This window comes from Corallococcus sp. CA053C (genome assembly GCF_003611675.1).
Classification (GTDB): Bacteria; Myxococcota; Myxococcia; order Myxococcales; family Myxococcaceae; genus Corallococcus.
In genome coordinates this window covers 1-23,680 of record NZ_RAWA01000018.1, presented here as the reverse complement: position 1 = coordinate 23,680, position 23,680 = coordinate 1, and the positions used below count along the sequence as shown (strand labels likewise).

The window sequence follows — 23,680 nt, the reverse complement described above, 5'->3', positions numbered from 1 at the left end:
CGGGGCGCGCAGCACGCGCGCCCCATTCGACGCCCCGCTTCCGGCACCTTCGGGTTCCGGGCGGGGCGTTCGTCGTTTCCGGCGTGGGGTGTCGCGGCTCGGAGTCTCCGGGCCCGCGGGGGCCGCGCTGAAACGTTGAGTGCTGGTCGCCCTGGGGACAAAGGGCGAAAACTTTACCGACTCGCGTTGGGTTCCGCTTGCGGTGAAGGGGCGCCGTGCTCACATGGCTGTCCCACGCCGGGGCCTCGCCGTCGCTGCAGACGGAACGCGGGCCGCCGGTCTACCCAACGGCCCACCCCCGGGCCGGGCAGGAGATATGAACGCACGCACGCTTCGCGTCTTCGCAGCGCTGTGCATCTCGCTGACGGCGCTCGGCGCCGCCGCACAGGAAGACGGCGTCCTGGAGTCAGCGGTCGTCCGCAACCGGCTGTACAAGCCCGCGGGCCATCCCGAGCTGTCCCTGTCCGTGGGCCTGCCGGTGCAGACGCACCTGACGGCGCACTACTTCTTCGACGTCGGCCTCGCCTACAACCTGTTCGACACGTTCGCGCTGGAGGCGCGGGCGGGCTACGCGGCCAGCCGCCACACGGGCCTGGCGCGCTCCATCTCCGAGTCCTTCCTGGACCGCGAGGACAAGCGCGTCACGGACGAGCTGGAGGACCTCTGGCAGATGAACCTGCACGGCGTCATCGGCGCGCGGTGGGCGCCCATCTACGGGAAGATCAGCCTCGTCGCGGACATCCCGGTGCACTTCCAGACCTACCTCTGGGCGGGCGGCGGCTTCGGCAACCTGAAGCGCGAGTCGGTCATCCAGTGCACCCAGGTGGTGGACCGCGCCGCGGGCGTCTGTGACAACCGCACGGCGGTGGACGACCGGGGCTCGGCCACGGAGAACTACTGGGTGAAGGAGTCGCGCGTGGCGCCGGTGGTGTCCGCCGCGCTGGGCTTCCGCTTCTTCATCCAGGAGAAGCACGGCGTGCGGCTGGAGCTGCGCGACTGGATCTTCAAGGACAGCTACCGCGTGAACCTGCTGCGCGACGAATGGGAGGCCGGCAATCCCACCGGCGAGCCCGCCGGCAGCCCGGGCCTCACGCACCTGGTGCAGTTCGACCTCGGCTACACCTACTCGTTCTGACCCCTTCCTATGCGACCCTTCCGTTCCATCGCGCTCCTCGTCGCAGCGGTGCCCGCCCTCGCCCTCGCGCAGGGCGCCGCCCCGGCGCAGCCTCCATCGGCTCCGGCGGGCTCCTCGGGTCCGGACACGACCGCGCCCGCTTCCCCTTCACCCGCTGAACCTCCCGAGCGCTCGCGCACCCAGCGCGACGCGCCCGCGGTGCCCCAGACGGCGCCCGAGTCCCCGGCCGTGGCCCCCGCGAGGCCCCCCGAGGACGACGACGCGGAGGGCACGCCCGCGCAGGCCCCCGAGGCTCCGGCTTCCACCGGGCCCACGTCGGGCACCGCGCCCGCGAGCGCCCCGGGCGACGCGCCGGTGCTGGACTCCGGCGAGGCCCCGCGCACCACGGACGCGCAGCAGCAGCGGCTGGTGAACGGCGCGCCGCTCTACAACCCGAACGTCAACGTCCACATCGTCCAGAAGAAGCGCTTCGCGGACGAGGGCAAGCACGAGCTGGTGCTGTACCCCGGCGTCGTCCAGGTGAACGGCAAGTTCACCAACCACGTGGGCACCGCGCTGCACTACGTCTACCACCTGCAGGAGAACTTCGCGCTCCAGGTGGGCGGCCAGTACAACTGGTACTCCGACGAGAGCGACTTCAACCTGGAGCTCATCGACAAGGTGCGCGAGCAGGCCCAGGCCGCGTCGTCGCTGCTGCTCCAGTGGGGCGCGCACGCGGGCGTGGAGGTGACGCCGCTCTACGGCAAGTTCGCCTTCTTCAACAACTCGCTGGCGCAGTTCAGCCTGGTGCTGTCAGGCGGCGCCGGCGTGGGCAAGACGCGCCACCTCATCCGCCCGGAAGTGGCCAACGAGGTGGAGGGCCAGACGTACCAGGTGCCCGCGCGCTTCGGCGACACCGGCAACAAGTTCCTGGGCGAGGTGGGCGGTGGCTTCCGCGTGCAGTTCGGCGAGTCCTACGCCATCCGCCTGGAGGTCCGCGACCTCATCTACACCGCGCGCGTGGACAAGGTGGACGGCTGCAACCTGGCGGACTTCGAGTCGCTGGAGGCCGCCCGCGCCGCGAACCAGCCCTTCGAGGGGCTCAACCTGAGCGGCAGTTGCAAGGTGGCGAAGTTCGACGGCGTCGATCCGGAGACGAAGAAGAACTACCGCGAGGACATCATCCTCGGCCGGGACCTGGTGGCCGAGCCCTCGTCGGACGTCCTCAACAACGTCAGCTTCTACGCTGGCTTCTCGGTGCTCTTCTAATCATGTCCCGACTGCTCCGACTCCTCGTCGTCCTCGCGGGCCTCGGGCCCGTGCTCACGGCCGCGCCGGCCTTCGCCCAGCAGGACGTGGGCGCCTACAACCGCGCGCTGTCCGCCTTCAACGCCGGCCAGTTCGACACCGCCGCCCCCCTCTTCGCGCAGCTCGCCGAAGGGGAGGACCCGGACCTGAAGGGCAAGGCCGAGTACTACCTGGCGCAGACCTTCGCGAAGAAGGAGCTGCCCGTCGCGGCCTTCATCTCCTACGCCGCCATCGTCAACGCCGGCCCCAAGCACCCCTCGTACCTCAAGGCCATCGAGGGGCTGGTGGACATGCAGCAGCGGCTGGATGAGCAGAACCTCATCCCCAGCATCCTGAACCAGGCCTACTCCGACGAGGTGCGCGACCAGTGGGTCACGCTGCCCAAGGAGGTGCTCGCGCGGATCAACTACCTGGTCGGCACCGCCGCCCAGCGCCGCATGCGCTACGAGGAGGCCCGCGCGCTGCTGGAGGCCGTGCCCGCGGACAGCCGCGTCTACGCCAAGGCCCGCTACCTGCTGGGCACGGTGCTCGCGGATCCGCGCTTCCCGGGCCGCCCGGGCGAAGGGGAGACGCTGGACAAGGAGGCCATCAGCGCCTTCCAGACGGTGCTCGCCACGAAGGAGCCGCAGGTGGAGCTGCCGGAGACGCGCGAGCTGGCGCTGCTGGCCCTGGGCCGCGTGCACTACCGCCGGGGCGAGTACGCCGACGCGGTGAAGGCCTACGAGGGCGTGCCCCGCTACGCGCGCTTCTGGGATCAGGCCCTGTTCGAGAACGGCTTCGCCCGCTTCCAGAACGAGGACTTCGGCGGCGCGCTGGGCAGCCTCCAGGCCCTGCACGCCCCGCAGTTCGAGGGCGCCTTCCAGCCGGAGTCGTGGATCCTCAAGTCCACCGTCTATTACTACTCGTGCCTCTACGACGAGGTGAAGACGACGCTCGCGGCGTTCGACGAGCGCTACGGCCCCATGGCGAAGCAGCTGGAGCCCTTCACCGGCGAGGACCTGCCGCTCGTGCAGGCCTTCAACCTGGTGGCCGCGGAGAACCGCCGCCTGCCGCGCCCGGTGTACCTGTGGATCCGCAACAACGAGCGCGTCCGGGAAGTGCTGCGGACCCTCTCCCGCGTGGACGCGGAGAAGCGCGCCATCACCGAGGGGCCCTGGCGCGGCACGCCGCTGGCGGCGCAGACGGTGGCCTCGCTGGAGGACGTGCGCGGCACGCTGCTCCAGGTGGGCGGCACGCTGGCGAAGAACCGCCTCAAGGAGGCCGCGGACAACCTCCGCACCTTCTCCGACCAGGCGGAGATCATCCGCGTCCAGACGGCGCTCGACGAGAAGGACCTCTTCTCCGCGGGCGTGGACCAGAAGACGCTGCTCACGCGCCAGACGCTCTACCGGCCCAAGATGCCGGGCGAGGCGTGGAACTACTGGCGGTTCCAGGGCGAGTTCTGGATCGACGAGATCGGCTACTACCAGTACACGCTCAAGCGGGGCTGCCCCGCACGCGCGGAGAAGTAGGCGCGACGTAGGCCGGGGGCGTACCCGGCTGCCCAGCAAGCACGGTGTTCCGAGGCCCCTTGTCCGTGACAGTGCGTCACGGGGGAGGGGCCTCTTCACGTTGTTGAGTCCTGGAAGTTCGCTCGGGGTGATCGCGTACGCGAGGGCACAAGGCACGTTCCGGGCCACTTCTCATTCTGGGGACCCGCGTCTACTTTCCGTCGTCCCTCCCGGTTGGGCAGAAGTTTGCCCACTTTGGCGAGGCGCGGTTCTCCAGGAGCTCGCATGAAGGTGGTTCTTCGGTTCGGTGCACTGGCGGTGGGCGTTGCGCTCGCGGCTGGTGGGGTGGGGGAGGCGGCGGAGCCGACGGCACCGCCGCGCAAGGTGGCGACGAAGAAGTCCTCTTCGGCGGCGAAGGCCGCGGGCAAGAAGGGCGACGCCGCTCTCAAGAAGGAGGACGCCAAGAAGCAGGAGGAGGCGAAGAAGGCGGAGCTGCCTCCCGGCGTGGCGCCCCAGGACATGCGCAAGGGCCCGGCGCGGGTGAAGCCTGCCTCGGCGAAGTTCGCGGACGTGCCGCGCATCGCGGACTCCAAGAAGGACGCGCTCGCGGACAAGAAGCGCGACGAGGCCATTGAAGGCTTCAAGCGCCTCATCCCCAAGCTGCAGGAGACGTCCACCCAGAAGGCGGAGATGCAGTACCGCCTGTCGGAGCTCTACTGGGAGAAGTCCAAGTACCTCTACCAACTGGAGATGGAGAAGTTCCTCGCGGCGGAGAAGGCCTACGACGCGGCCCAGGCGCGCGGTGAGAAGGCCACCGCGCCGGAGCAGGATCACCGCGACTCGGAGCGCTACCGCGCCGAGACGATGCGCATCTACGAGGACATCCTCCGCGAGTACCCGGAGTACCCGGCCCGCGACGAGGTGCTCTTCTCGCTGGGCTACAACCTCTACGAGCTGAACCGCCGCGAGGACGCGGTGGCGCGCTACGAGGAGCTGATCCGCGACTTCCCCAAGTCGCAGTTCGTCCCGGACGCGTACATCCAGCTGGGCAACCACTACTTCGAGAACAACAAGCTCGCGCCCGCGAAGGTGAACTACGAGAAGGCGCGCGACTCCGGCGTCCCGAAGATCTACGCCTACGCGACCTACAAGCTGTCCTGGTGTGACTTCAACGCGGGCGACCTGGACGCGGGCCTCAAGAAGCTCCACGAGGTGGTGGACTACGCGGGCCAGCGCGGCGAGGAGCTGGGCGACCTGCGCACGGAGGCGCTCAATGACTTGACCGTCTTCTACGTGCAGCTGGATCAGCCCAAGGAGGCGCTCGCCTACTTCAAGGAGAAGGCTCCGCCGAAGCGCCAGGGCCGGCTGCTCGCGAAGACGGCCGCGGGCCTGGTGGACGCGGGCCACTTCGACAGCGCCATCCTGGTGTACCGCACCCTCATCGACGACTCGCCCATGGGCGTGAACGCGCCCGAGTACCAGCAGGCGGTGGTGCGCGCGTACGAGGGCCTGCGTCAGCGCCAGCAGGTCCGCAAGGAGATGAAGCGGATGGTGGACCTCTACCGCCCGGGCGGCGAGTGGTGGACCACCAACTCCGGCAACGCGGGCGTGCTGCGCAACGCCTTCAGCGTCACCGAAGAGGCGATGCGCGTGATGGTCACGGAGTACCACCAGGAGGCGCAGAAGACGCGCCAGGTGGAGACCTACCGGCTCGCGCGCGACATCTACAAGCAGTACGTGGAGGCGTTCGCGTCCAGCGACAACCCGGAGTTCGTCGCGGACTCGGCCTTCAACATCCGCTTCTTCTACGCCGAAATCCTCTGGGCCCTGGAGGAGTGGCAGGCCGCCGCCGCCGAGTACGACGCCGTCGTGGCCTTCAAGATCCCGGACCGCGACTCCGCGCGCGAGGTCTCCAACGAGGCCTACCGCAAGAGCGCCTCGTACAACGCGGTGCTCGCGTACGACAAGCTCGTCAAGATTGAGCGCGGCCAGCTGGCCAAGAGCGACCTGAAGGACGGCCAGAAGGTCGACGAGAAGAAGGACAAGGGCGACGTCGCCAAGCAGAAGCTCGTCAAGCGCGACGCCAAGGAGCAGGCGGAGCAGCCGCTCACGAAGTTCGAGGAGCGCCTGATCGCCGCATGCGACACGTACAACGGCCTGTACCCGGGCAACCAGGATGAGATCGACCTGCGCTACCAGGCCGCCGTCATCCTCTACGACCGCGCGCACTTCGTGGACGCGGCCCGCCGCTTCGGGGAGATCATCGAGAAGTTCCCGGAGGAGCGCCGCTCGCGCGACGCCGCGGACCTGACCATGTACGTGCTGGAGAGCCGCGAGGAGTGGCTCGAGCTCAACACGCTGTCGCGCAAGTTCCTGGGCAACCCGAAGCTGTCCAAGCCCGGCTCGGACTTCGCCACGCGCGTGGCCCGCGTGGTGGAGGGCAGCCAGTACAAGTACGTGGACGAGGTCGTCTACAAGAAGGAGAAGAACCCGGCGAAGGCCGCGGAGGCGTTCCTGTCCTTCGTGACGGAGTTCCCCAGGTCGGAGAACGCGGACCGCGCGCTCACCTACGCGATGATCATCGCGCAGGAGGCGGGCGAGGTCGACAAGGGCATCACCGCCGGCGAGCGCGTCCTCAAGGAGTACCCGACCAGCGCCTTCGAGCTGAAGGCCCGCTACACGCTGTCCGGCCTCTACGAGAAGGTGGCCGAGTTCAAGAAGGCCGCCGCCATGTCGGAGTCCTTCGTCGCCGAGTACGACGCAGCGATGAAGGCCCGCGAGGCGAAGAAGGAGAAGGACACGAAGGCCAAGGGCAGCGCGGTGGCGAAGAAGGACGACGCCCCGGGCGCGGCCGAGGACGCGGGCTCCAAGCGCGAGCAGCAGGCCGCCGAGCGCAAGGCGCTGGTGGACGAGGCGGGCGCGTGGGTGGCGGATGCCCTCTTCAACGCGGGCGTCTGGTACGACGGCCTGGGCGAGTCCCAGAAGGCCGTCACCGCGTGGAACAGCTACCTGACGCGCTTCAAGGACCGCAAGGACGTGCCCCAGGTGGCGTTCTCCATCGGGCTCGTCTGGGAGAAGGAGAAGAAGTGGGGCGACGCGGCCCGCGCCTTCAGCAGCTTCGTGGACACGTATGGCCGGGACTCGCGCACCGCCGCGGGCCAGCCGTACCTGGCCCGGTACCATGAGCTGCTCGCGTACCAGAAGCTGAAGGACGTGCGCGGCCAGGAGAAGGCGCAGGACGAGCTGGTGCGCGGCTGGAACAAGCTGGCGGAAGGCGTGCGCAAGGACACGGTGGTGCTCAACGCCTACGGCCACGCGCGCTTCCTGGCGCTGGAGCCCACGTGGAAGCGCTTCACGGACATCAAGTTCACGCGCGTCTCCACCATCCGCCGCGACCTGACGGCGAAGCAGCGCGAGATGCAGCGCGTGGAGAAGGAGTACGCGGCGGTGCTCGCCACGGGCTCCGGCGAGTGGGGCATCGCGGCGCTGACGCGCATCGGCCTGGCGTACGCGGACTTCGCGCGCAACATCATGGACTCGCCGGATCCGTCCGGCCTGGATGATGATCAGCTCAGCATGTACCGCGGCGAGCTGGAGACGCTGGCGCTGCCCCTGGAGGACAAGTCCAGCGAGGCGCTGGAGAAGGGGCTCCAGAAGGCCTACGAGCTGGGCATCTACAGCGAGTGGACGCTGGCCGCGCAGGACCAGTTGAACCGCTTCCGTCCGGGCGCCTACGCCCAGGTGCGGCCGGTGACGTACCGGGGCAGCAGTGATTCGCGCATCGCCGCTGGTGTGCTGAAGGACCTCAACGGCCCCATCAGCGCCTCCGCGGAACCGAAGCCCGCCGAGCCCGCCGCGCAGCCGGAAGGCACGAAGCCGGCCCCGTCGCGGGAAGGCGCGGAGGGTCCGAAGTCCGAACCCACCGCCCTGCTCGAGGGGGTGCAGCCGTGAAGACGACGAACAGCATCGACATCAGCAGCCAGCTCAAGGGGATGGGGACGACGCAGATGAACGGGTTTCGCACCAAGCGCATGCTCCTGGCCGGGGCCTTCGCCTTCGCCTTCACCACGGCGTGCGCCACGGGCCCCCGGCCCACGCCCGTCGCGATGAACGCGGTGGAGAAGCCCGCGGCCACGGTGCCCACCACTCCCGCGCCCGTCGTGGCGGAGAAGGGGGACGCCAACAACCTGTTCGCGGAGGCGCTGAAGGCCTACGAGGCCGGCGACCTGGACACCGCGCGCAAGGGCTTCGAGCAGGTGGTCGCGAAGGAGCCCCAGGCGCTCAACGCCCAGTTCAACCTGGGGGTCATCGCGGAGAAGCAGGGCCGCCCGGCGGACGCTCGCGCCGCCTACGAGAAGGTCCTCTTCCTCAACCCCGCCCACACGCCGTCGGTGATGAACCTGGGCCTGATGCACCGGCATGACGGCCAGCTGGACGAGGCCATCGCGCTCTACACGAAGGCGCTCCAGACGCCGGGCCACGAACACGACGAGCCCGTGCTCAACGGGCTGGCCGCGACGTACCGGCTGGCGGGCAAGCTGGACGAGGCGGAGGCCACGGGGCGGCGCGTGCTCGCGCGCAGCAAGGACAACCCGGAGGCGTACAAGACGCTGGCGCTGGTGGCGTACGACCGGGGCCAGTACCGCCTGGCGGAGCTGCTGATCATCAACGCGCGCAAGGTGGCGGAGAAGGACCCCGCCATCCCCAACACGCTGGGGATGATCTACCTCAAGATGGACGACCGCCCGCGCGCGCTCGCCCAGTTCCAGAAGGCCGTGTCGCTGGACGACAACTTCGCCGCCGGCCACCTCAACCTGGGCGCGCTGGCGCTCGCCTACCGCGACTACGCGGGCGCCGAGCGCTCCTTCACCAAGGCCCTGTCGCTGGACCCCGAAGGCGTGGACGGCCAGCTGTACCTGGCCTACGCGCTGGACGGCCAGAAGGGCCTGGATCCGAAGAAGGGCCTGGCCGCGGGCGAGGCGTTCGAGAAGGTGCTCGCGCGTCACTCGGAGCAACCGGAGGCCGTGTGCGGCGCGGGCTGGGCGTATGCGTCCGACCGCGTGGGCTTCGAGAAGGCCATTGCCTTCCTTGATCGCTGCAAGGAGCTGGGTGCCACGTCCGCGCAGGACAAGCAGCTCATCACCGCCAAGGTGCAGGGCCTGCAGAACATGCTCAAGAACCCGCCAGCGCCGGCACCCGCCGCCGCCACGGCGGAGGCGGAGGGCGAGCCCAAGAAGGAGGGCGCCGCCGCCACCGGGGGGGCGGGCTCGTCCGTGATGAACCAGCTGCCCCAGGACACGTCCGCGCCCGAGCAGGCGCCGTCGGGAGCCACGGGTGAGGCGCCCGCGTCCGAGGCGACCGAGGCTGCTCCGGCGGCTACCGAGCCCACCCGGGCGCCCTGAAGAAACAACAGTCGCCCCGGCTGGAGGATTGAGAAGTTTCTTCCCTCCTCCAGCCCCCCAGGTGCAACCGGCCGGGCGACTCCCTTAGAATCCAGGGACTTGGAGTTGGTGCGAGCCCTGCAATGGAGAGCGGAACATGAAGCGACTGCTGGCATCGGTGGTGACGGTGGGGCTCCTGGGCGCGGGCCCGGCCCTGGCGCAGGACAGCGGCAGGGACTCGGTGAAGGTCATCCAGGAGGAGGACCGCACGGTGTACCGCAAGAAGACGGTGATTGATTTCACGGATGTGGCGGTCGAGGGCGAGCTGACCAAGCCGGAAGGTTCGTACGTCCTCAACCGCAAGAAGACGGACTTCCAAAGCCTCATCAAGGTCCGGGAGAACTTCGACCCGGAGTTGCAGAAGTCGGCGGACAATCTTTAGACGGCTCAGGTGGCGTTGAACGTTTTCGGGACGGGAAGGGAAGAAGGAAGAACTTCATGGCGGCGGCGAGAAAAAACGGTTTGACGCTTCGGATCACCACCCCCGATGGCTCCATCCAGGAGACCGTGTCGGAGGCGGAAAGTGTCATCGTGGGGTCGGGCGCCCAAGCGGCGGTGAAGATTCAGGACCCGCGGGTCTCCAATCTCCATGTGATGCTGAAGGTGGACAACGATGGCTCCGTGACGGCCATCGACCTGGGCAGCGAAGGCGGCACCCAGGTCTCAGGGCAGCGGCTCGTCATTCCCACGGCGCTCAAGCCGGGTGACGTGTTGACGGTGGGGACCTCGCGGGTGGAGGTGCTCTTCGGTGACACGCCCCGGCCGGTGGCTCCGGCGGGCGCGGCGGTGGCGAAGCCCGGGGTGTTCCAGCAACTGCCCCCGCAGCGTCCGGCGATGCACCCGGCGCAGCAGGCTCCGGTGGGCCCCCAGGCCCAGGTCCAGGTCCAGGTCCAGGCCCGGCGCGACGTCGCGCCGCCCCGGCCTCCGGTGCAGGCGGCGGCACCCTCCAACGTCGTGGGCACGGTGAGCACGCCGCGTTCCGCGCCGACGGGCGGGATGGGCGCGCAGCTGGCCACGGCGCACACGGCGGCACCCACGCCCGTGTTCGAGGCCCCTCCGGCGATGGTGCGCAAGGCCACCCCGCAGGCGGTGGTGGCGGCGAAGAAGCCGCAGCCCCTGCCGCACCTGCAGGAGCCCCTGCCCCTGGACGCGCAGCCCACGCCCGAGGCGAAGGTGCTCCAGGTGTCGCTGCTCTGGGGCGACCAGATGCTGGAGGTCCAGCACTTCAAGGACGGCGCCCCGGTCACCATCGGCGAGGGCAAGAAGAACGCCTTCCACGTGTTCGTGCCGCAGGTCGGCGCACGCCACGTGCTGGCGGTGAGCAAGGGCGACAAGCTGGAGCTGCGCGCTCCGGCGGGCTCCGGCGTGTTCGTCACCAACAAGGGTGACGTGCGCACCAAGGACGCGCTGCGCGCCGCGGGACAGCTCAACCAGGCCGCCCCGGAGCAGGAGCAGCTGTTCAACCTGGGCCTGCACGACCGCGCGGAGGTGTCGCTGGGCACCGTGTCGTTCGTGATGCGCTACGTGAAGCCGTCGCCGGTCATCCTGGCCACCTCGCTGGCCGACCGCGACTTCAGCTATTTCAAGATCGCCGCCATCTGCATCCTGGCGTCGGCCGCGTTCGTCACCGCGCTGCTGCTCACGCCGCACACGGAGACGAAGTCCGCGGACGACGTCTTCGAGTCCCAGCAGCGCGTGGCGAAGTTCCTCATCGCCCCGGAGAAGAAGGTGGAGGCGAAGAAGCTCCAGCTCTCCGGCGTGGAAGAGGGCGCCAAGGCGAAGGACGAAGAGGGCAAGTTCGGCAAGGAGGAGGCGAAGCTCGCGGAGGCCGCGCCTTCGAAGCCGGGCACGCCGGTGGTGGACAAGAGCAAGAAGGAGAAGGACCGCCAGGTGGTGGGCAAGGTGGGCCTGCTCGGTGCGCTCAAGGGCATGAAGGGTGGCGCGTCGGACGTGTTCGGTCCGGGCGGCATCGGCACCGGCATCAACAACTCGCTGGGCGGCCTCAAGGGCGGCGCGGCCATGGGTGACGCGCAGGGCGTGGGCGGCCTGGGTTCACGCGGCACCGGCAACGGCGGCGGCGGCACGGCGCTGGGCATCGGTGGCCTGGGCACGCAGGGCAATGGACGCGGCGTGGGCGGCTCGGGCGGCATCGACCTGGGCGGCCGTGGCAAGTCCGTCACCAAGGTCATCCCCGGCAAGACGACGGTGGTGGGCGGCCTGGACAAGGACGTCATCGCCAAGGTCATCCGGCGGCACCAGAACGAGATCAAGTACTGCTACGAGTCGGAGCTGAACAAGAACCCGTCGCTGGCGGGGAAGGTCGCGGTGGCCTTCACCATCGACCCGGCGGGCGCGGTGGCGGACGCCAACGTGTCGGAGACGACGCTGGGCAGCACTCCCGCGGAGAACTGCATGATCTCCCGCATCCGGCGCTGGAAGTTCCCGGAGCCCAAGGGCGGCGGTGTGGTGTCCGTGACGTATCCCTGGCTGTTCTCGCCCTCTGGCGCGGACGGTGGCGGTGAGGGGTAGCGGCAGGGCCCCGACGTCGGTCGGTTCGTAGGCTGGAAGACCCAATGGCGTGGACAAAACGGTCCACGCCATTTTCGTTTTTCCCCGCTGCCGTTTCGTGCCGGGCATCACTAGTGTCCGTGCGCCGCTCCGGGAGTGCGAGTGGAGCGAGAGGACTACCGTGACGGGAGGAGTCGTGAGGAAGTCGCTGCTGTTGGCCGCGCTCGCGCTGGGGACGCCGGCCCTGGGGGCTACGCCGCCGGAGGGCGTGCCCTTCGAGCCGCGCCGGGGGTTCTTCACCGAGACGGACCTCGGGGTGTTCTTCACCGTGGGCGGTGAGAACAACTACTCCAACGCGCAGTCGTACGTGCAGCTGGGCATCGGCTACGACCTGACGGAGCAGCTGTCGCTGGGGGCGCACTTCGCGCTGGGGTCCTCCGCGCAGAACTGCTTCGCGGGCTACCTGCCGGACTCCAACGTCTGCGCGCTGTCGGACAACTTCACCGTGGCCTTTGGCGACCTGACGGCCGCGTACCACGTGAGGCTGGCCCACCGCTTCTACCTGACGCCCAAGGTGGCGGCGGGCTACACGCGGTTGGACCCCACGCCGGTGGACCCCGACGCGGGAGACCCGGGCCGCTCCGTCAACGCGTTCAACGCGGGCCTGGGCGTGGGCGTGGAGTACGCCACCTCCTTCGACCACTTCTCCGTCGGCGCGGACCTGCTCGGGCGCTACATCATCGGGCCGAACATCATGTCGTTCGCGGTGTTCCCCCGGGTGAAGTACACGTTCTGAGGCGGCCCCCCGGAGCTCGGGGACTCAAGTGCGCCGGGCCTCGGGAACGGGGCCGGGAGCGCGCCGGGCGTACTCCGCGGGCGGACAGCCCACCACGCGCCGGAAGTCGCGGATGAAGTGCGCCTGGTCGAAGTAGCCCAGCTCCAGCGCCAGCGTCGCCAGGTCCGGAGGCGTGGCTTCCCGCAGCCGCTCGGCGGCCTCGTGCAGCCGGTAGCGCTGGATGACCCACTTGGGGCTCACGCCCACGTAGCGGCGGAACAGCCGCTGCAACGTGCGCAGGTGCGGGCCCCCGGGCGTCACCAGGTCCTCCACCTTCGTCACCGCGCGGTCCTCCAGGATGCGCGTCACCAGCGCCTGCACCCGGGCGACGTTCGCGTCCGGCGCGGGCAGGCGTGAGCGCAGGAAGGTCTCCGCCAGGGCCGCGCGCTCCCGGTCCGCGTCGCGGGTGACGTCGGTGGCGAGGATGGCCTCCTGCAGCGCGAGCGCCTCCGGGCCCAGCAGCGCCGCCGCGTCCACCGTGCGCTGCGTGAGCGTGGACACCGGCGTCCCCACGAAGGGGAAGAAGCCGCCGGGCCGGAACTTGATGGCGAACACGCCGCCCAGGCCCTCCAGGAGCACGGAGAAGCGGCCGTGGGGCACGCCGTGGATGCGGGAGGTGCCGTGCTCGAAGCCCCAGTGGATGCTCGGGTGGCTGAGGTTCTGCTGGAGGTAGGGGGGCCTGCCGCGCAGGTCCCACCGCACGGCCCAGAAGTGTTCGACCCAGGGGCGCAGGTCCTCGGAGGGCAGGAGGCGCGCATGGTCGAAGTGCCGTGCGTCCGGCCGGGGGTACAGCAGGCCGCGGGGGCTGCCCGCGTTCGACTCCGCCATGGTCCACACCTCCGAACGAAGAAGCGGCGAACAAAGAAGAGGCCGCCACCCGGATGCAGGTGACGGCCTCTCAAGACTTCCCGGAAGGGAAGAGCGCCTTACGAGTCGCTGCGCTCTTCGCGCTTGCGCTCACGCTCGGCGCGGTAGCGGTCGCCGTTGGCCAGCGCCTTCTTGCGCATGCGCACGGACTTGGGCGTCACCTCGACGAGCTCGTCGTCGGCGATCCACTCCAGGGCCTTCTCCAGCCCCATCTCGCGCGGCGGGACGAGGATGACGTTCTCGTCGCGGCCGGCGGCGCGGATGTTGGTGAGCTTCTTCTCGCGGCAGCAGTTGACGTTCAGCTCGGACGGGTGGGAGTGCTCGCCGATGATCATTCCCTCGTACACCGTGACGCCTTCGCTCACGAAGAGCTGGCCACGCTCCTGGATGCTGAACAGGGCGTAGGGCACGGTGTCGCCCAGGCGGTCGGAGACGATGGCGCCGTTGGCGCGCTTCGGGATGTAGCCGAACCACGGCTCGAAGCCGTCGAACTGGCTGCTCATGATGCCCTCACCGCGCGTGATGGTGAGGAACTCCGAGCGGAACCCGATGAGGCCGCGCGCGGGGATGCGGAACTGGAGCCGGGTGCGGCCCGAGCCCAGCTGCTGCATGTCGTTCATGCGGCCCTTGCGGGGCCCCAGGCGCTCCGTCACCACGCCCACGCTGTTCTCCGGCACGTCGCAGAAGAGCAGCTCCATGGGCTCGTGGAGCACGCCGTCCACCGTCTTGGTGATGGGCTCCGGGTTGGAGGCCGTGAGCTCATAGCCTTCACGGCGCATGTTCTCGATGATGACCGCCAGCGCGAGTTCGCCACGGCCCACCACGCGGAACGCGTCCGGCGTCGCGGTGTCCTCCACGCGCACAGCCACGTTGCGGTAGGCCTCGCGGTACAGGCGCTCACGCAGGTTGCGCGAGGTGACGAACTTGCCTTCCTTGCCGGCGAGCGGCCCGTCGTTGACCTTGAAGATCATCATCATCGTGGGCTCGTCCACGGTGATGCGCGGCAGGGCCACCGGCTTCTCGGGGTCGGCGATGGTGTCGCCGATGGAGATGTCCTCGATGCCCGCGATGGAGACGATCTCACCCGGGCCCGCGTCCGGAATCTCCACGCGCTTCAGGCCGGAGAAGCCGTACAGCTTCACGATCTTGCCCGGCTGCACCTTGCCGCCGTCGCGGACGACGGCGACGGGCATGTTGGCCGTGATGCGGCCCGCCTGCACGCGACCGACGGCCAGACGGCCGACGTAGTCGTCGTAGTCCAGGTTCGCGACCAGCAGCTGGAGCGTGGTCTGCTCCTCCGCCGGCGCGGGCGGGGGCGGGATGTGCTTGATGATGGCGTCGTACAGGGGCTCCAGCGTCTTGCCGGGGACTTCCAGCGACGTGGAGGCCTGGCCCTGGCGGGCGACCGTGTAGAGGACCGGCATCTCCAGCTGCTTATCGTCCGCGCCCAGGTCGATGTAGAGCGAGTAGACGAGGTCCAGCACTTCCTTGGCCCGGGCGTCCTGACGGTCGATCTTGTTGATGACCAGCACCGTCTTCAGGCCCATGGCGAGCGCCTTGGTGAGCACGAAGCGCGTCTGGGGCAGGGGCCCTTCGGCCGCGTCCACCAGCAGGATGACGCCATCGACCAGGCGCAGACCGCGCTCCACCTCGCCACCGAAGTCGGCGTGGCCCGGGGTGTCGATGATGTTGATCTGCATCCCCTTGTAGGAGACGGCGGTGTTCTTCGCGAGGATCGTGATGCCCTTCTCGCGCTCGAGATCGTTCGAGTCCATCACTCGATCGGTCATGTGCTCGTTGGAGCGGAAGGTACCGGCCTGCCGGAGCAGGTGGTCGACCAGGGTGGTCTTCCCGTGGTCGACGTGGGCGACAATGGCGACGTTGCGGATGTTTTCGCGAGAGATCATGCGGACCGACTGACAGAAAGAGGTGCGAAGAGACACGCCCAGAACGGGCTTTCTCAATCCCACCGGAACCCGGAAGGCGGGGGCTTATATGCCGGGGGCTTCCCGCCTGCAATGAACGCGGGTGTCCAGCAGCCAGACAGGGAGGCCCATCCCCGTCCCCGCGCTTATCCTACCTGGGGCCTGAATTCCCGGTTTCCACGCCCAACCGGTCGTAGAGGAAGCGCTCCACGCGCAGCTCCACCAGCCCTGGAACCTCCAGCGGGGCGGTGTGGGTTCCCTCGGAGATCATCAGGAGCTCCGAGGCGGGGATGCGCTCGGCCATCTTCCGGGAGAGCCAGCCGGGGGTGAAGCGGTCCTTCTCCCCGGCGACGACCAGGGTGGGCACGTCCACGTGCTCCAGGTGATCCCACGCGGTGTGGTTGGCGAGCGAATCCAGCGTGCGCACGAACACGACGGGGTCCATCTGGGCCAGGTGGGTGAAGTAGGGCGCCAGGTCGTTGCGGGCGATGAGGTCCGGGTTCATCTCCAGGCGGATGGCCAGCTGCACCACCAGCTCCGTGGTGAGCGCCCCGTGCACCAGCCGCGCGGTGTGCCGGGGGAAGCGCTCCACGGCGCGGCGCAGGGTGGGGAAGAGGCGCTTGAGCAGGGTGGAGTCGTGGAAGGTGTCCAGCGGCATGCCGTAGCTGCCGCACACCAGCACCAGCCCCTGCACGCGCCGGGCGTAGCGGCGGTGGAACTCCAGCGCCACCTGCACGCCCATGGAGTGGCCGAAGAGGACGGCCTGCTCCAGGCCCGCGGCGTCCATCACCCGGGCCAGGTCGTCGCAGGTGTACGACATGCCGATGCGGGTGCGGTCCGTGGGCACGCTGCTCCTGCCGTGGCCCCGGTAGTGCCAGCGCAGCACCCGGTGGCGCCGGCCGAGGTAGGGCAGGAGGTACTTCCACGCGAAGCCGTCACAGCCCAGGCCGTCGCACAGCACCATGCCCGGGGTGCCCTCCCCCCGCACCTGGTAGTAGAGGTCCGCGCCGTCGGGGACCCGGAGCGAGTCCTGGCGGAACGACAGGGCCTGGCCGGTCGCGCCGCTCACGCCTCCACCTCCTCGTCCACGCCGTCCGCCAGCGCCTCGGGCAGCCCCTTGTCCAGCCCGTAGCGGGTGATTTTCAGGATGAGGTTGGAGCGGCTGATGCCCAGCTCGCGCGACAGCCGGCTCTTGTTGTTGCGCGTGCGCACGAGCCCCTGGTGGATCATCTCCTTCTCCAGCGACTCCACCGCCTCGTGCAGTTTTCCGTGCGCGCGCGGGGCGATGAAGGGCCCGCCGCCGGGGACGACGGTGTCGCGGATGCGGCTGGAGAGCAGCTCCGCGGGGATGACCTCCAGCTCGCCGCCCAGCACGAGCAGCCGCTCGATTTCGTTCTCCAGCTCGCGGATGTTCCCCGGCCACGCGTACGCGCCCAGGATGCCCAGGGCCTCCGGGGCGAGCCCCCGGGCGCGCTGGCCCTCGCGGTGGTGCTTGCGCAGGAAGTGGTCGATGAGCACGGGCAGGTCGTCCTTGCGCTCGCGCAGGGGCGGCAGCTGGAGGCGGATGACGTTGATGCGGTAGAAGAGGTCCTCGCGGAACTCGCCGCGCTTGACCATGTCGCCCAGGTCCTTGTGGGTGGCGGCGATGACGCGCACGTCCACCTCGCGCGACTGCGTGCCGCCCACGGGCAGGAAGGTGCCCTCCTGGAGCACGCGCAGCAGCTTGACCTGGAGGGCGGGGGACATATCGCCCACCTCGTCCAGGAAGAAGGTGCCGGTGTCGGCGACCTCGAAGAGGCCCTTCTTGTCCTTGAGCGCGCCGGTGAAGGCGCCGCGCGTGTGGCCGAAGAGGGCGCTCTCCAGCAGGTTGTCGTTGAAGGCGGAGCAGTTCTGCACGACGAACGGCTTGTCCTTGCGCGGGCCGTTGTGGTGGATGGCGCGCGCCACCAGCTCCTTGCCCGTGCCGGACTCGCCGTTGATGAGGACGGTGGAGTCGGAGTTGGCCACCTTCTCCATCAGGCGGAACACCTCGTTCATCGCGCCCGAGCGGCCGATGATCTTCTCGAAGCGGTAGCGGTTGGACAGCTCGGAGGCCATGGACTGGATGGTCTCCTCCTTGCGCGTGAGCTCCACCTCCTGGTTGGCGATCTCCGTCACCGCGAACTCCAGCAGGTCCGACAGCTTGCTCAGCTCCGAGCCGTCCAGCACCGGCATCCGCTCCGGGGCTCCCTCCAGGTCCAGGTGAGCGCCGGGGAGGATGTCGCGCATCTTGGCCTGCAGCACGTGGCCGTCCTCGGGCGTGAGGGGCTGGCGGGCGAAGCCCTCCACGAAGAGGAAGCCCTCGTACTCGTTGCGGATGTAGAGCGGCGCCCCCACGATGCTCAGGCGCAGGTGGCAGTCGTGGAAGAGCGCGCGGCGCACCTTCTTGGCCGCCTTGAACTTCTCATGGAGCACCCGCACCGACTGGGCGCACCGCCGCATCCCCTCCCGCGAGCCGAGCGAGTGGCGGCAGAAGTCGTTCGGTGGCGGGATGAAATCCCCCCGCTGCCAGTCGTGCACCACCCCGTTGCGATCCGCGAACGACAGCTCCACCTGCCACCACTTGCGGATGACATCCCTCAACATGACAATGGTGTGCAGATTCTGATGCTTCTCGAAGTCCATCCCCGCGGGCCTCCCCCTGTTCCAGATCAGGACAACGGATCTACGGGGTTGTCTGAAATCAATCCAGCAGCCTCTGTCCGATGAAGGCGCTGTTCGCGTACCCTGAGCCCCTGTGAGCGCACCCCCACATACACACGGCAGGGCAGGGCACGACCACTCGCACGACCATGACCACGACCACGCGCATCAGGGTCATGGGCACGGCCACGGGCATTCCCATGGGCCCCGGAAGGGCGGGCTGGCGGAGGAGCGGCGCAAGGACCGGCGCCGGCTGCTGTTCGCGCTGGGGCTGACGGCCACCATCATGGTGGCGGAGGCGGTGGGCGGCTTCCTGACGAACTCGCTCGCGCTGCTCTCCGACGCCGGCCACATGCTGACGGACGTGTCGGCGATGATCCTCAGCCTGCTGGCGCTGTGGTTCGCCGGCCGGCCCGCGGACCTGAAGAAGACCTACGGCTACTACCGGATGGAGATTCTCAGCGCGCTCCTCAACGGGGTGCTGCTGCTGGTCATCACCGTCTTCATCCTGCTGGAGGCCTGGCAGCGGCTGCGCACGCCGGCGCCGGTGCAGCTGGGGACGATGGCCATCGTCGCGGGCATCGGCCTCGTGGCGAACCTGGCGGCGCTGGGCTTCCTGCACCAGACGCACTCCATGAACGTGCGCGGCGCGTTCCTGCACGTGCTGGGCGACACGCTGTCGTCGGTGGGCGTGCTGGTGGGCGCGGGCATCATGTGGTGGACGGGCTGGTACGTGGTGGACCCCATCATCTCGGTGCTCATCTCCATCGTCATCGTCGTGGGGGCGCTGCGGCTGGTGAAGGACGCGGTGGACGTGCTCTTGGAGGCGGTGCCCGCGCACGTGGACCTGGAGCAGGTGCGCGAGCTCATGGGCCGCGTCCAGGGGGTGCAGGCGGTGCACGACCTGCACGTGTGGACCATCTCCAGCGGGATGTACGCGCTGTCGGCGCACCTGGTGGTGGCGGACCCGATGGTCTGCAACAACGACGACATCCTGTCCGCGGTGAAGCACGAGCTGTTCGACCGGTTCGGCATCGACCACACGACCATCCAGATTGAAAGCCAGGCCTACGCCCACCTGGGCGAGGTGCACTGACTGGAGCGGAGCTCAACCCTCGCGCCTGGGACGGTGTCCTCAAGATGTATGGCGCGGGCGCCCCCTGGCTGGAAGACTCCGCGCATGCCGCTTGAATCCCTCCGTGTCGAACCCACGCGCCTTGAGTGGAGGCGAGACGCGTATCTCATCAGCACCGATCCATCCCTTCTGGACCTGGAGGTCATCCACGGCTTCCTCACGCGGTCCACCTGGTCCACGGGCATCCCGCGCGAGACGGTGCAGCGCGCGCTCGCCAATTCCTTCCCCTTCGGCCTCTACCAGGGGGACAGGCAGATTGGGATGGCGCGCGTCACCACCGATTTCGCTACGTTCGCGTACCTGTGCGACGTCTTCGTCCTGGAGGAGTTCCGGGGGCGGGGACTGTCCCGGTGGTTGATGGAGGCGGTGCACGCGCATCCGGACCTCCAGGGCTTCCGACGCTGGCTGCTGGCCACCAGCACGGCGGCCGCTCTCTATCGCAAGGTGGGCTGGTCTCCCGTTGCCCGCCCCGAGATCTTCATGGAGATCTCCGTGCAGGACATCTACACGCGGCAGAAACCCACCGGAACAGGGTGACGCCGAAGACCTCCCTCCTGGACACGAAGGCACGGCTTCGCCTTGCGAAAGGGGCGCGGGGCGGGGATTCTCGCCGGCTCCTATGAGCGTGCTGGACAAGGTGTTGACGCTGCGGCCGGGCAACGTGGTGGCGCGGGTGGGCCCGGGCTCCCGGGTGCCCCTGTTGGATCCACGCGAACTGCTGCGCGCGCTGGAGTCCGTGCCGGCCGCGCTGCCGTGCCTCCCCGTGCTGGCCAAGGGCTCGCTGCCGGGGCTCCTGCGCGCGGCGAGGGCGGAGGACTCGGTGCTGGGGCTCGCGTGTCCGCACCCGCTGGCGGACCGGGGGGCGGCGGAGCGCTTCGTGCAGGCGGTGCACGCGGCGGCCGTGGAGGCCGAGCACACCCGGCCCCTGTTCCTCCAGGCGGGCCCCGTGCGGGTCGGCTCCACGGACGCGGACGTGCTGGATGGGCTCAAGGACGGCCTCTTCCGCGTGGTGGACGCGGGCTTCGCGCTGGTGTCGCTGGAGCTGTCGCGCCTCACGTCCTACGAGGCGGTGGAGGCCGTCACGGCGCTGGTGGCCCCGCTGACGGAGCGTGAGCTGTCGCTGGAGGTGTCCGCGCCCCAGTTCGCATCCGGAGGGCTGCTGGACGCGTGCGGCACGCTGCTGGAGGGGCTGTCCAGCTACGTGGCGGCGGGCGTGCGCAAGGTGGACTGCGGGGGGCCGTTCGGTCCCCTGGCCCTGCGCGCCTGGCCGCCGGAGGAGCGGGCCCAGGTGGTGGCGAAGGCCCTGGCGGCGGGCATGCCGGCGGGCGAGCTGCTGTCGATGCTGGAGGAGGGCTTGCCGCCGCTGACGCCGGACGCGCGCGAGACGCTGGAGGCGCTGTCCTTCGCGGAGGCCACGGAGGTGATCGCCGCGCTGGGCGCCCGGCGCACGTCGTCCGGCGCGATGGCGTTCCTTGCGAAGCCGGCCGGGGACCTGGGCTAGAAGGGCGCCCATGCGCATCGTTGCAGGCAGCGCGAAGGGCCGGGCCCTGCAGGGTCCCAAGCCGTCGTCCGGACACATCCGCCCCACGGCGGACCGGGTCCGCGAAACCATCTTCAACATGCTGGGCCAGTTCCTGGACGGGCAGGCGGTGCTGGACCTGTACGCGGGCACCGGGGCGCTGGGGCTGGAGGCCCTGTCGCGCGGCGCGGGGCGCGTGGTGCTGGTGGACCAGGACCGCGAGGCGCAGGCGCTCTGCCGGTTGAACACCGACGCTCTGGGCTTCGCGGCCCAGGTGTCCATCCTGGCGCAGCCGGTGGCGCGGGCGGTGGAGACGCTGGGCAAGAAGGGGGAGCGCTTCGAGCTCGTCTTCGCGGATCCGCCCTACGCGGCGCGCGTCGTGGAGACGGTGCTGGAGGCGGTGGCGGCCTCGGGCGTGGTGGCCCCTGGCGGCACGGTGGTGGTGGAGCACGACAAGCGCGAGGAGGCCCCGGAGGCCCACGCGGGGCTGACCCGGGATGACCAGCGCCGGTTCGGGGACACCCTGGTCAGCTTCTACCGGGCCCCGTGACGTGCGCTTGACCGGCTGCGTGGGGCCACCGAGACTCCCCGTCACCCATGCCGGTCGCCATCTATCCTGGTTCGTTTGATCCGCTCACCAACGGGCACCTGAGCCTCATCCAGCGCAGCCTGAAGATGTTCGACCGGGTCATCGTCGCCATCGCGGTGAACCCGAAGAAGACGCCCCTCTTCAGCCAGGAGGAGCGCATCGAGCTCATCCGCGACGCGTGCCAGGACAGCCGCGTGGAGGTGGATGCGTTCCACGGGCTGCTGGTGGACTACGTGCACCACCGCAAGGTGAGCGTCGTCATCCGCGGCCTGCGGGCGGTGTCGGACTTCGAATACGAGTTCCAGCTGGCGAACATGAACCGCAAGCTGGCGCCGGACATCGACACCGTCTTCATGATGACGGGCGAGGACTACTTCTACATCTCCTCGCAGCTCGTCCGGGAGGTCGCCTCCTTCGGGGGGAACGTGGAGGGGCTCGTCCCCCCGAACGTGTACGCGGGGCTGAAGAAGAAGTTCGGCACGAAGCCGTAGGCCACCGGACAACGCAGCGCGCCGGAAGGGCCTTGTCCGTCCCGGGACTTCCGGCTAGGCATTGACGGCATGAAACTCGCCCGCCGGCTGCAAGCCATCAAGCCTTCCGCCACCCTGGCCCTCAACGCGCGTGCCAAGGCGCTCGCCGCCAAGGGAGAGGACGTCGTGGTGCTGGCCGCGGGCGAGCCGGACTTCGACACGCCGGAGTTCGTGAAGCAGGCGGCCATCGACGCGCTCCGCTCGGGCTTCACCAAGTACACCGCCACCGCGGGCATGCCGGAGCTGCGCGAGGCCGTCTGCCGCAAGCTGGAGAAGGACAACGCGCTGAAGTTCACCCCGGATCAGGTGGTGGTGACGGCCGGCGGCAAGCAGTCGCTCTACAACGCCTTCCAGGCGCTGCTGGATGACGGCGACGAGGTCATCATCTTCTCGCCGTACTGGGTGAGCTACCCGGACATGGTGCACCTGGCGGGCGGAAAGCCGGTCATCGTCCCCACGCGCGAGGAGGACGGCTACGCGCCGGATCCGGAGGCCATCCGCAAGGCGCTCACCCCGCGCACGCGCGCCATCGTCCTCAACAGCCCCGCGAACCCCACGGGCGCGGTGTACTCGCGCGCCACGCTGGAGGGCATCGCGGCGGCGGTGCGCGACCACGACTGCCTCCTCATCAGCGACGACATGTACGAGAAGCTCCTCTACACGGGGGAGTTCCTCAACATCGGCAACGTGGCGCCGGACCTGGTGCCCCGGCTGCTCGTGTCCAACGGCCTGTCCAAGTCCCACGCGATGACGGGCTGGCGGCTGGGCTACGCGGCGGGGCCCAAGGCGCTCATCTCCGGCATGCAGCTGGTGCAGGACCAGTCCACGTCCAACGCGTCCTCCATCACCCAGAAGGCGGCGCTGGCGGCGCTCAACGGCCCGACCGACACCATCACCGCGATGGTGAACGAGTACCGCGAGCGCAGGGACCTGTTCGTCGCGGGGCTCAACGCGATTGAAGGCATCCGCTGCCGGCTGCCCGAGGGCGCCTTCTATGCGATGGCGGACGTGCGGGCCCTCTTGGGCCGCTCCTACAAGGGTACGGTGCTCACGACGAGCCTCCAGCTCTCCGAGGCCCTGCTCAACGACTTCCTGGTGGCGGCGGTGCCCGGCGATCCGTTCGGCGCGCCCGGCTACATCCGGATGAGCTTCGTCACCTCGCGCGAGGTGCTGCAGAAGGGCCTGAAGCGCCTGCGGGAGTTCGTGGCGGCGCTTCAGTCCGTGTAGGCGAAGGCCTGCCAGTTCAGGTTCGCGTTGCCCCGGAAGAGGAAGATGGCGGCGTGGCCGGAGAGGTTGCCCACGGCGGCCCAGGTGTCCTTGAGCGCGCGCGGGTCCAGGCCCAGGCGTGCGGGCGGCTTGCCGTACTTCTTCTCCATCTCCGCCAGGGGCAGCACTTCGATGTCGTAGAGCGTGACGAGGTCCGTGCGGCGGGTGCGCAGCTGCTTCACCCACGTCTGCACCAGCTCCTCGGGCGTGTTGTAGCGCTTGTCCTCCAGCTGGAACGGGTACGTCAGCTCCGACGCGGCGGCCCGCACGTCGCCGGTCAGCAGGCTCTGGAAGAGGAAGCGCGCCTCGTGCTGGATGCGGGTGCGGTTGAGCGCCTCGGGCGTCAGCTCCTCCTCGGTGAGGGCCTGGGCGCCGCGGGCCGCGTTGATCTGGGCGGCCGCGCCGGACGGGACGGGGGCGGTGGGCGCCGGCACGGGAGCAGGCGCCGTGGGCGTCCTCGGGGCCCTGCGC

18 protein-coding genes and 1 pseudogene are annotated in these 23,680 nt (G+C 69.4%); 14 read left to right on the top strand and 5 right to left on the bottom strand.

Annotated features, from left to right (window positions below):
- The first annotated feature begins 316 nt into the window (after positions 1 to 316).
- The 8 genes from D7V97_RS04040 to cglE all read left to right on the top strand — a co-directional run bounded on the left by D7V97_RS04040 (position 317) and on the right by cglE (position 12,657).
- Positions 317 to 1,135 (top strand): outer membrane beta-barrel domain-containing protein, encoded by an 819-nt coding sequence (locus D7V97_RS04040; protein WP_120609257.1) that lies wholly within the window; start codon positions 317 to 319, stop codon positions 1,133 to 1,135.
- A gap of 9 nt (positions 1,136 to 1,144) precedes the next feature.
- Positions 1,145 to 2,383, top strand: a complete 1,239-nt coding sequence (locus D7V97_RS04035; RefSeq protein WP_120609256.1) for an outer membrane beta-barrel domain-containing protein — start codon at positions 1,145 to 1,147, stop codon at positions 2,381 to 2,383.
- Positions 2,384 to 2,385: 2 nt separating this feature from the next.
- Positions 2,386 to 3,933 (top strand): lipopolysaccharide assembly protein LapB, encoded by a 1,548-nt coding sequence (locus tag D7V97_RS04030; protein ID WP_120609255.1) that lies wholly within the window; start codon positions 2,386 to 2,388, stop codon positions 3,931 to 3,933.
- Positions 3,934 to 4,197: 264 nt separating this feature from the next.
- A complete protein-coding gene (locus D7V97_RS04025) occupies positions 4,198 to 7,863 on the top strand; it encodes a tetratricopeptide repeat protein (RefSeq protein ID WP_120609254.1) in 3,666 nt (1,221 codons plus the stop codon).
- Positions 7,860 to 9,314, top strand: coding sequence for a lipopolysaccharide assembly protein LapB (locus D7V97_RS04020; protein WP_120609253.1), 1,455 nt, complete (start codon positions 7,860 to 7,862; stop codon positions 9,312 to 9,314). The genes D7V97_RS04025 and D7V97_RS04020 overlap by 4 nt, the downstream gene beginning before the upstream one ends.
- 136 nt (positions 9,315 to 9,450) lie before the next feature.
- The gene (locus D7V97_RS04015) at positions 9,451 to 9,735 is read left to right on the top strand and encodes a hypothetical protein (protein ID WP_120609252.1); all 285 of its coding nucleotides are present in this window, start codon (positions 9,451 to 9,453) and stop codon (positions 9,733 to 9,735) included.
- 56 nt (positions 9,736 to 9,791) lie between these two features.
- Complete coding sequence (locus D7V97_RS04010) at positions 9,792 to 11,882, top strand: TonB family protein (RefSeq protein WP_120609251.1); 2,091 nt, start codon at positions 9,792 to 9,794, stop codon at positions 11,880 to 11,882.
- 175 nt (positions 11,883 to 12,057) lie between these two features.
- Positions 12,058 to 12,657 carry an adventurous gliding motility protein CglE gene (gene cglE, locus D7V97_RS04005; RefSeq protein ID WP_120609250.1) on the top strand — a complete coding sequence of 200 codons (600 nt, stop codon included), beginning with the start codon at positions 12,058 to 12,060 and terminating at the stop codon, positions 12,655 to 12,657.
- Between the two features lie 24 nt (positions 12,658 to 12,681).
- On the opposite strand, the gene D7V97_RS04000 is transcribed toward cglE, so the two are convergent.
- From D7V97_RS04000 to D7V97_RS03985, 4 genes are all read right to left on the bottom strand, one after another.
- Positions 12,682 to 13,524, bottom strand: a complete 843-nt coding sequence (locus D7V97_RS04000; protein ID WP_120609249.1) for a helix-turn-helix domain-containing protein — start codon at positions 13,522 to 13,524, stop codon at positions 12,682 to 12,684.
- Positions 13,525 to 13,622: 98 nt separating this feature from the next.
- Positions 13,623 to 15,470 carry a translational GTPase TypA gene (gene typA / locus D7V97_RS03995; protein WP_120609248.1) on the bottom strand — a complete coding sequence of 616 codons (1,848 nt, stop codon included), beginning with the start codon at positions 15,468 to 15,470 and terminating at the stop codon, positions 13,623 to 13,625.
- Positions 15,471 to 15,639: 169 nt separating this feature from the next.
- Positions 15,640 to 16,557: an alpha/beta fold hydrolase gene (locus D7V97_RS03990; protein ID WP_120609247.1), complete on the bottom strand. Its 918-nt coding sequence runs from the start codon at positions 16,555 to 16,557 to the stop codon at positions 15,640 to 15,642.
- Complete coding sequence (locus tag D7V97_RS03985; protein ID WP_120609246.1) at positions 16,554 to 18,152, bottom strand: sigma 54-interacting transcriptional regulator; 1,599 nt, start codon at positions 18,150 to 18,152, stop codon at positions 16,554 to 16,556. Before D7V97_RS03985 ends, D7V97_RS03990 begins: the two co-directional genes overlap by 4 nt.
- A gap of 112 nt (positions 18,153 to 18,264) precedes the next feature.
- Between D7V97_RS03985 and D7V97_RS03980 the strand changes: the two genes are divergently transcribed.
- The 6 genes from D7V97_RS03980 to D7V97_RS03955 all read left to right on the top strand — a co-directional run bounded on the left by D7V97_RS03980 (position 18,265) and on the right by D7V97_RS03955 (position 23,170).
- Positions 18,265 to 19,266, top strand: coding sequence for a cation diffusion facilitator family transporter (locus tag D7V97_RS03980; RefSeq protein WP_120609245.1), 1,002 nt, complete (start codon positions 18,265 to 18,267; stop codon positions 19,264 to 19,266).
- An 84-nt stretch (positions 19,267 to 19,350) separates the two neighbouring features.
- Positions 19,351 to 19,842: a GNAT family N-acetyltransferase gene (locus tag D7V97_RS03975; protein WP_120609244.1), complete on the top strand. Its 492-nt coding sequence runs from the start codon at positions 19,351 to 19,353 to the stop codon at positions 19,840 to 19,842.
- 82 nt (positions 19,843 to 19,924) lie between these two features.
- Complete coding sequence (locus D7V97_RS03970; RefSeq protein ID WP_120609243.1) at positions 19,925 to 20,806, top strand: hypothetical protein; 882 nt, start codon at positions 19,925 to 19,927, stop codon at positions 20,804 to 20,806.
- 10 nt (positions 20,807 to 20,816) lie between these two features.
- Complete coding sequence (rsmD, locus tag D7V97_RS03965; protein ID WP_120609242.1) at positions 20,817 to 21,374, top strand: 16S rRNA (guanine(966)-N(2))-methyltransferase RsmD; 558 nt, start codon at positions 20,817 to 20,819, stop codon at positions 21,372 to 21,374.
- Positions 21,375 to 21,421: 47 nt separating this feature from the next.
- Positions 21,422 to 21,904, top strand: a complete 483-nt coding sequence (gene coaD / locus D7V97_RS03960; RefSeq protein WP_120609241.1) for a pantetheine-phosphate adenylyltransferase — start codon at positions 21,422 to 21,424, stop codon at positions 21,902 to 21,904.
- A gap of 69 nt (positions 21,905 to 21,973) precedes the next feature.
- Positions 21,974 to 23,170, top strand: coding sequence for a pyridoxal phosphate-dependent aminotransferase (locus D7V97_RS03955; protein WP_120609240.1), 1,197 nt, complete (start codon positions 21,974 to 21,976; stop codon positions 23,168 to 23,170).
- Here the strand turns inward: D7V97_RS03955 and D7V97_RS03950 are convergent.
- Positions 23,158 to 23,680: pseudogene (locus D7V97_RS03950) on the bottom strand (hypothetical protein); the annotation flags it as partial. The gene D7V97_RS03955 and the pseudogene D7V97_RS03950 overlap by 13 nt on opposite strands.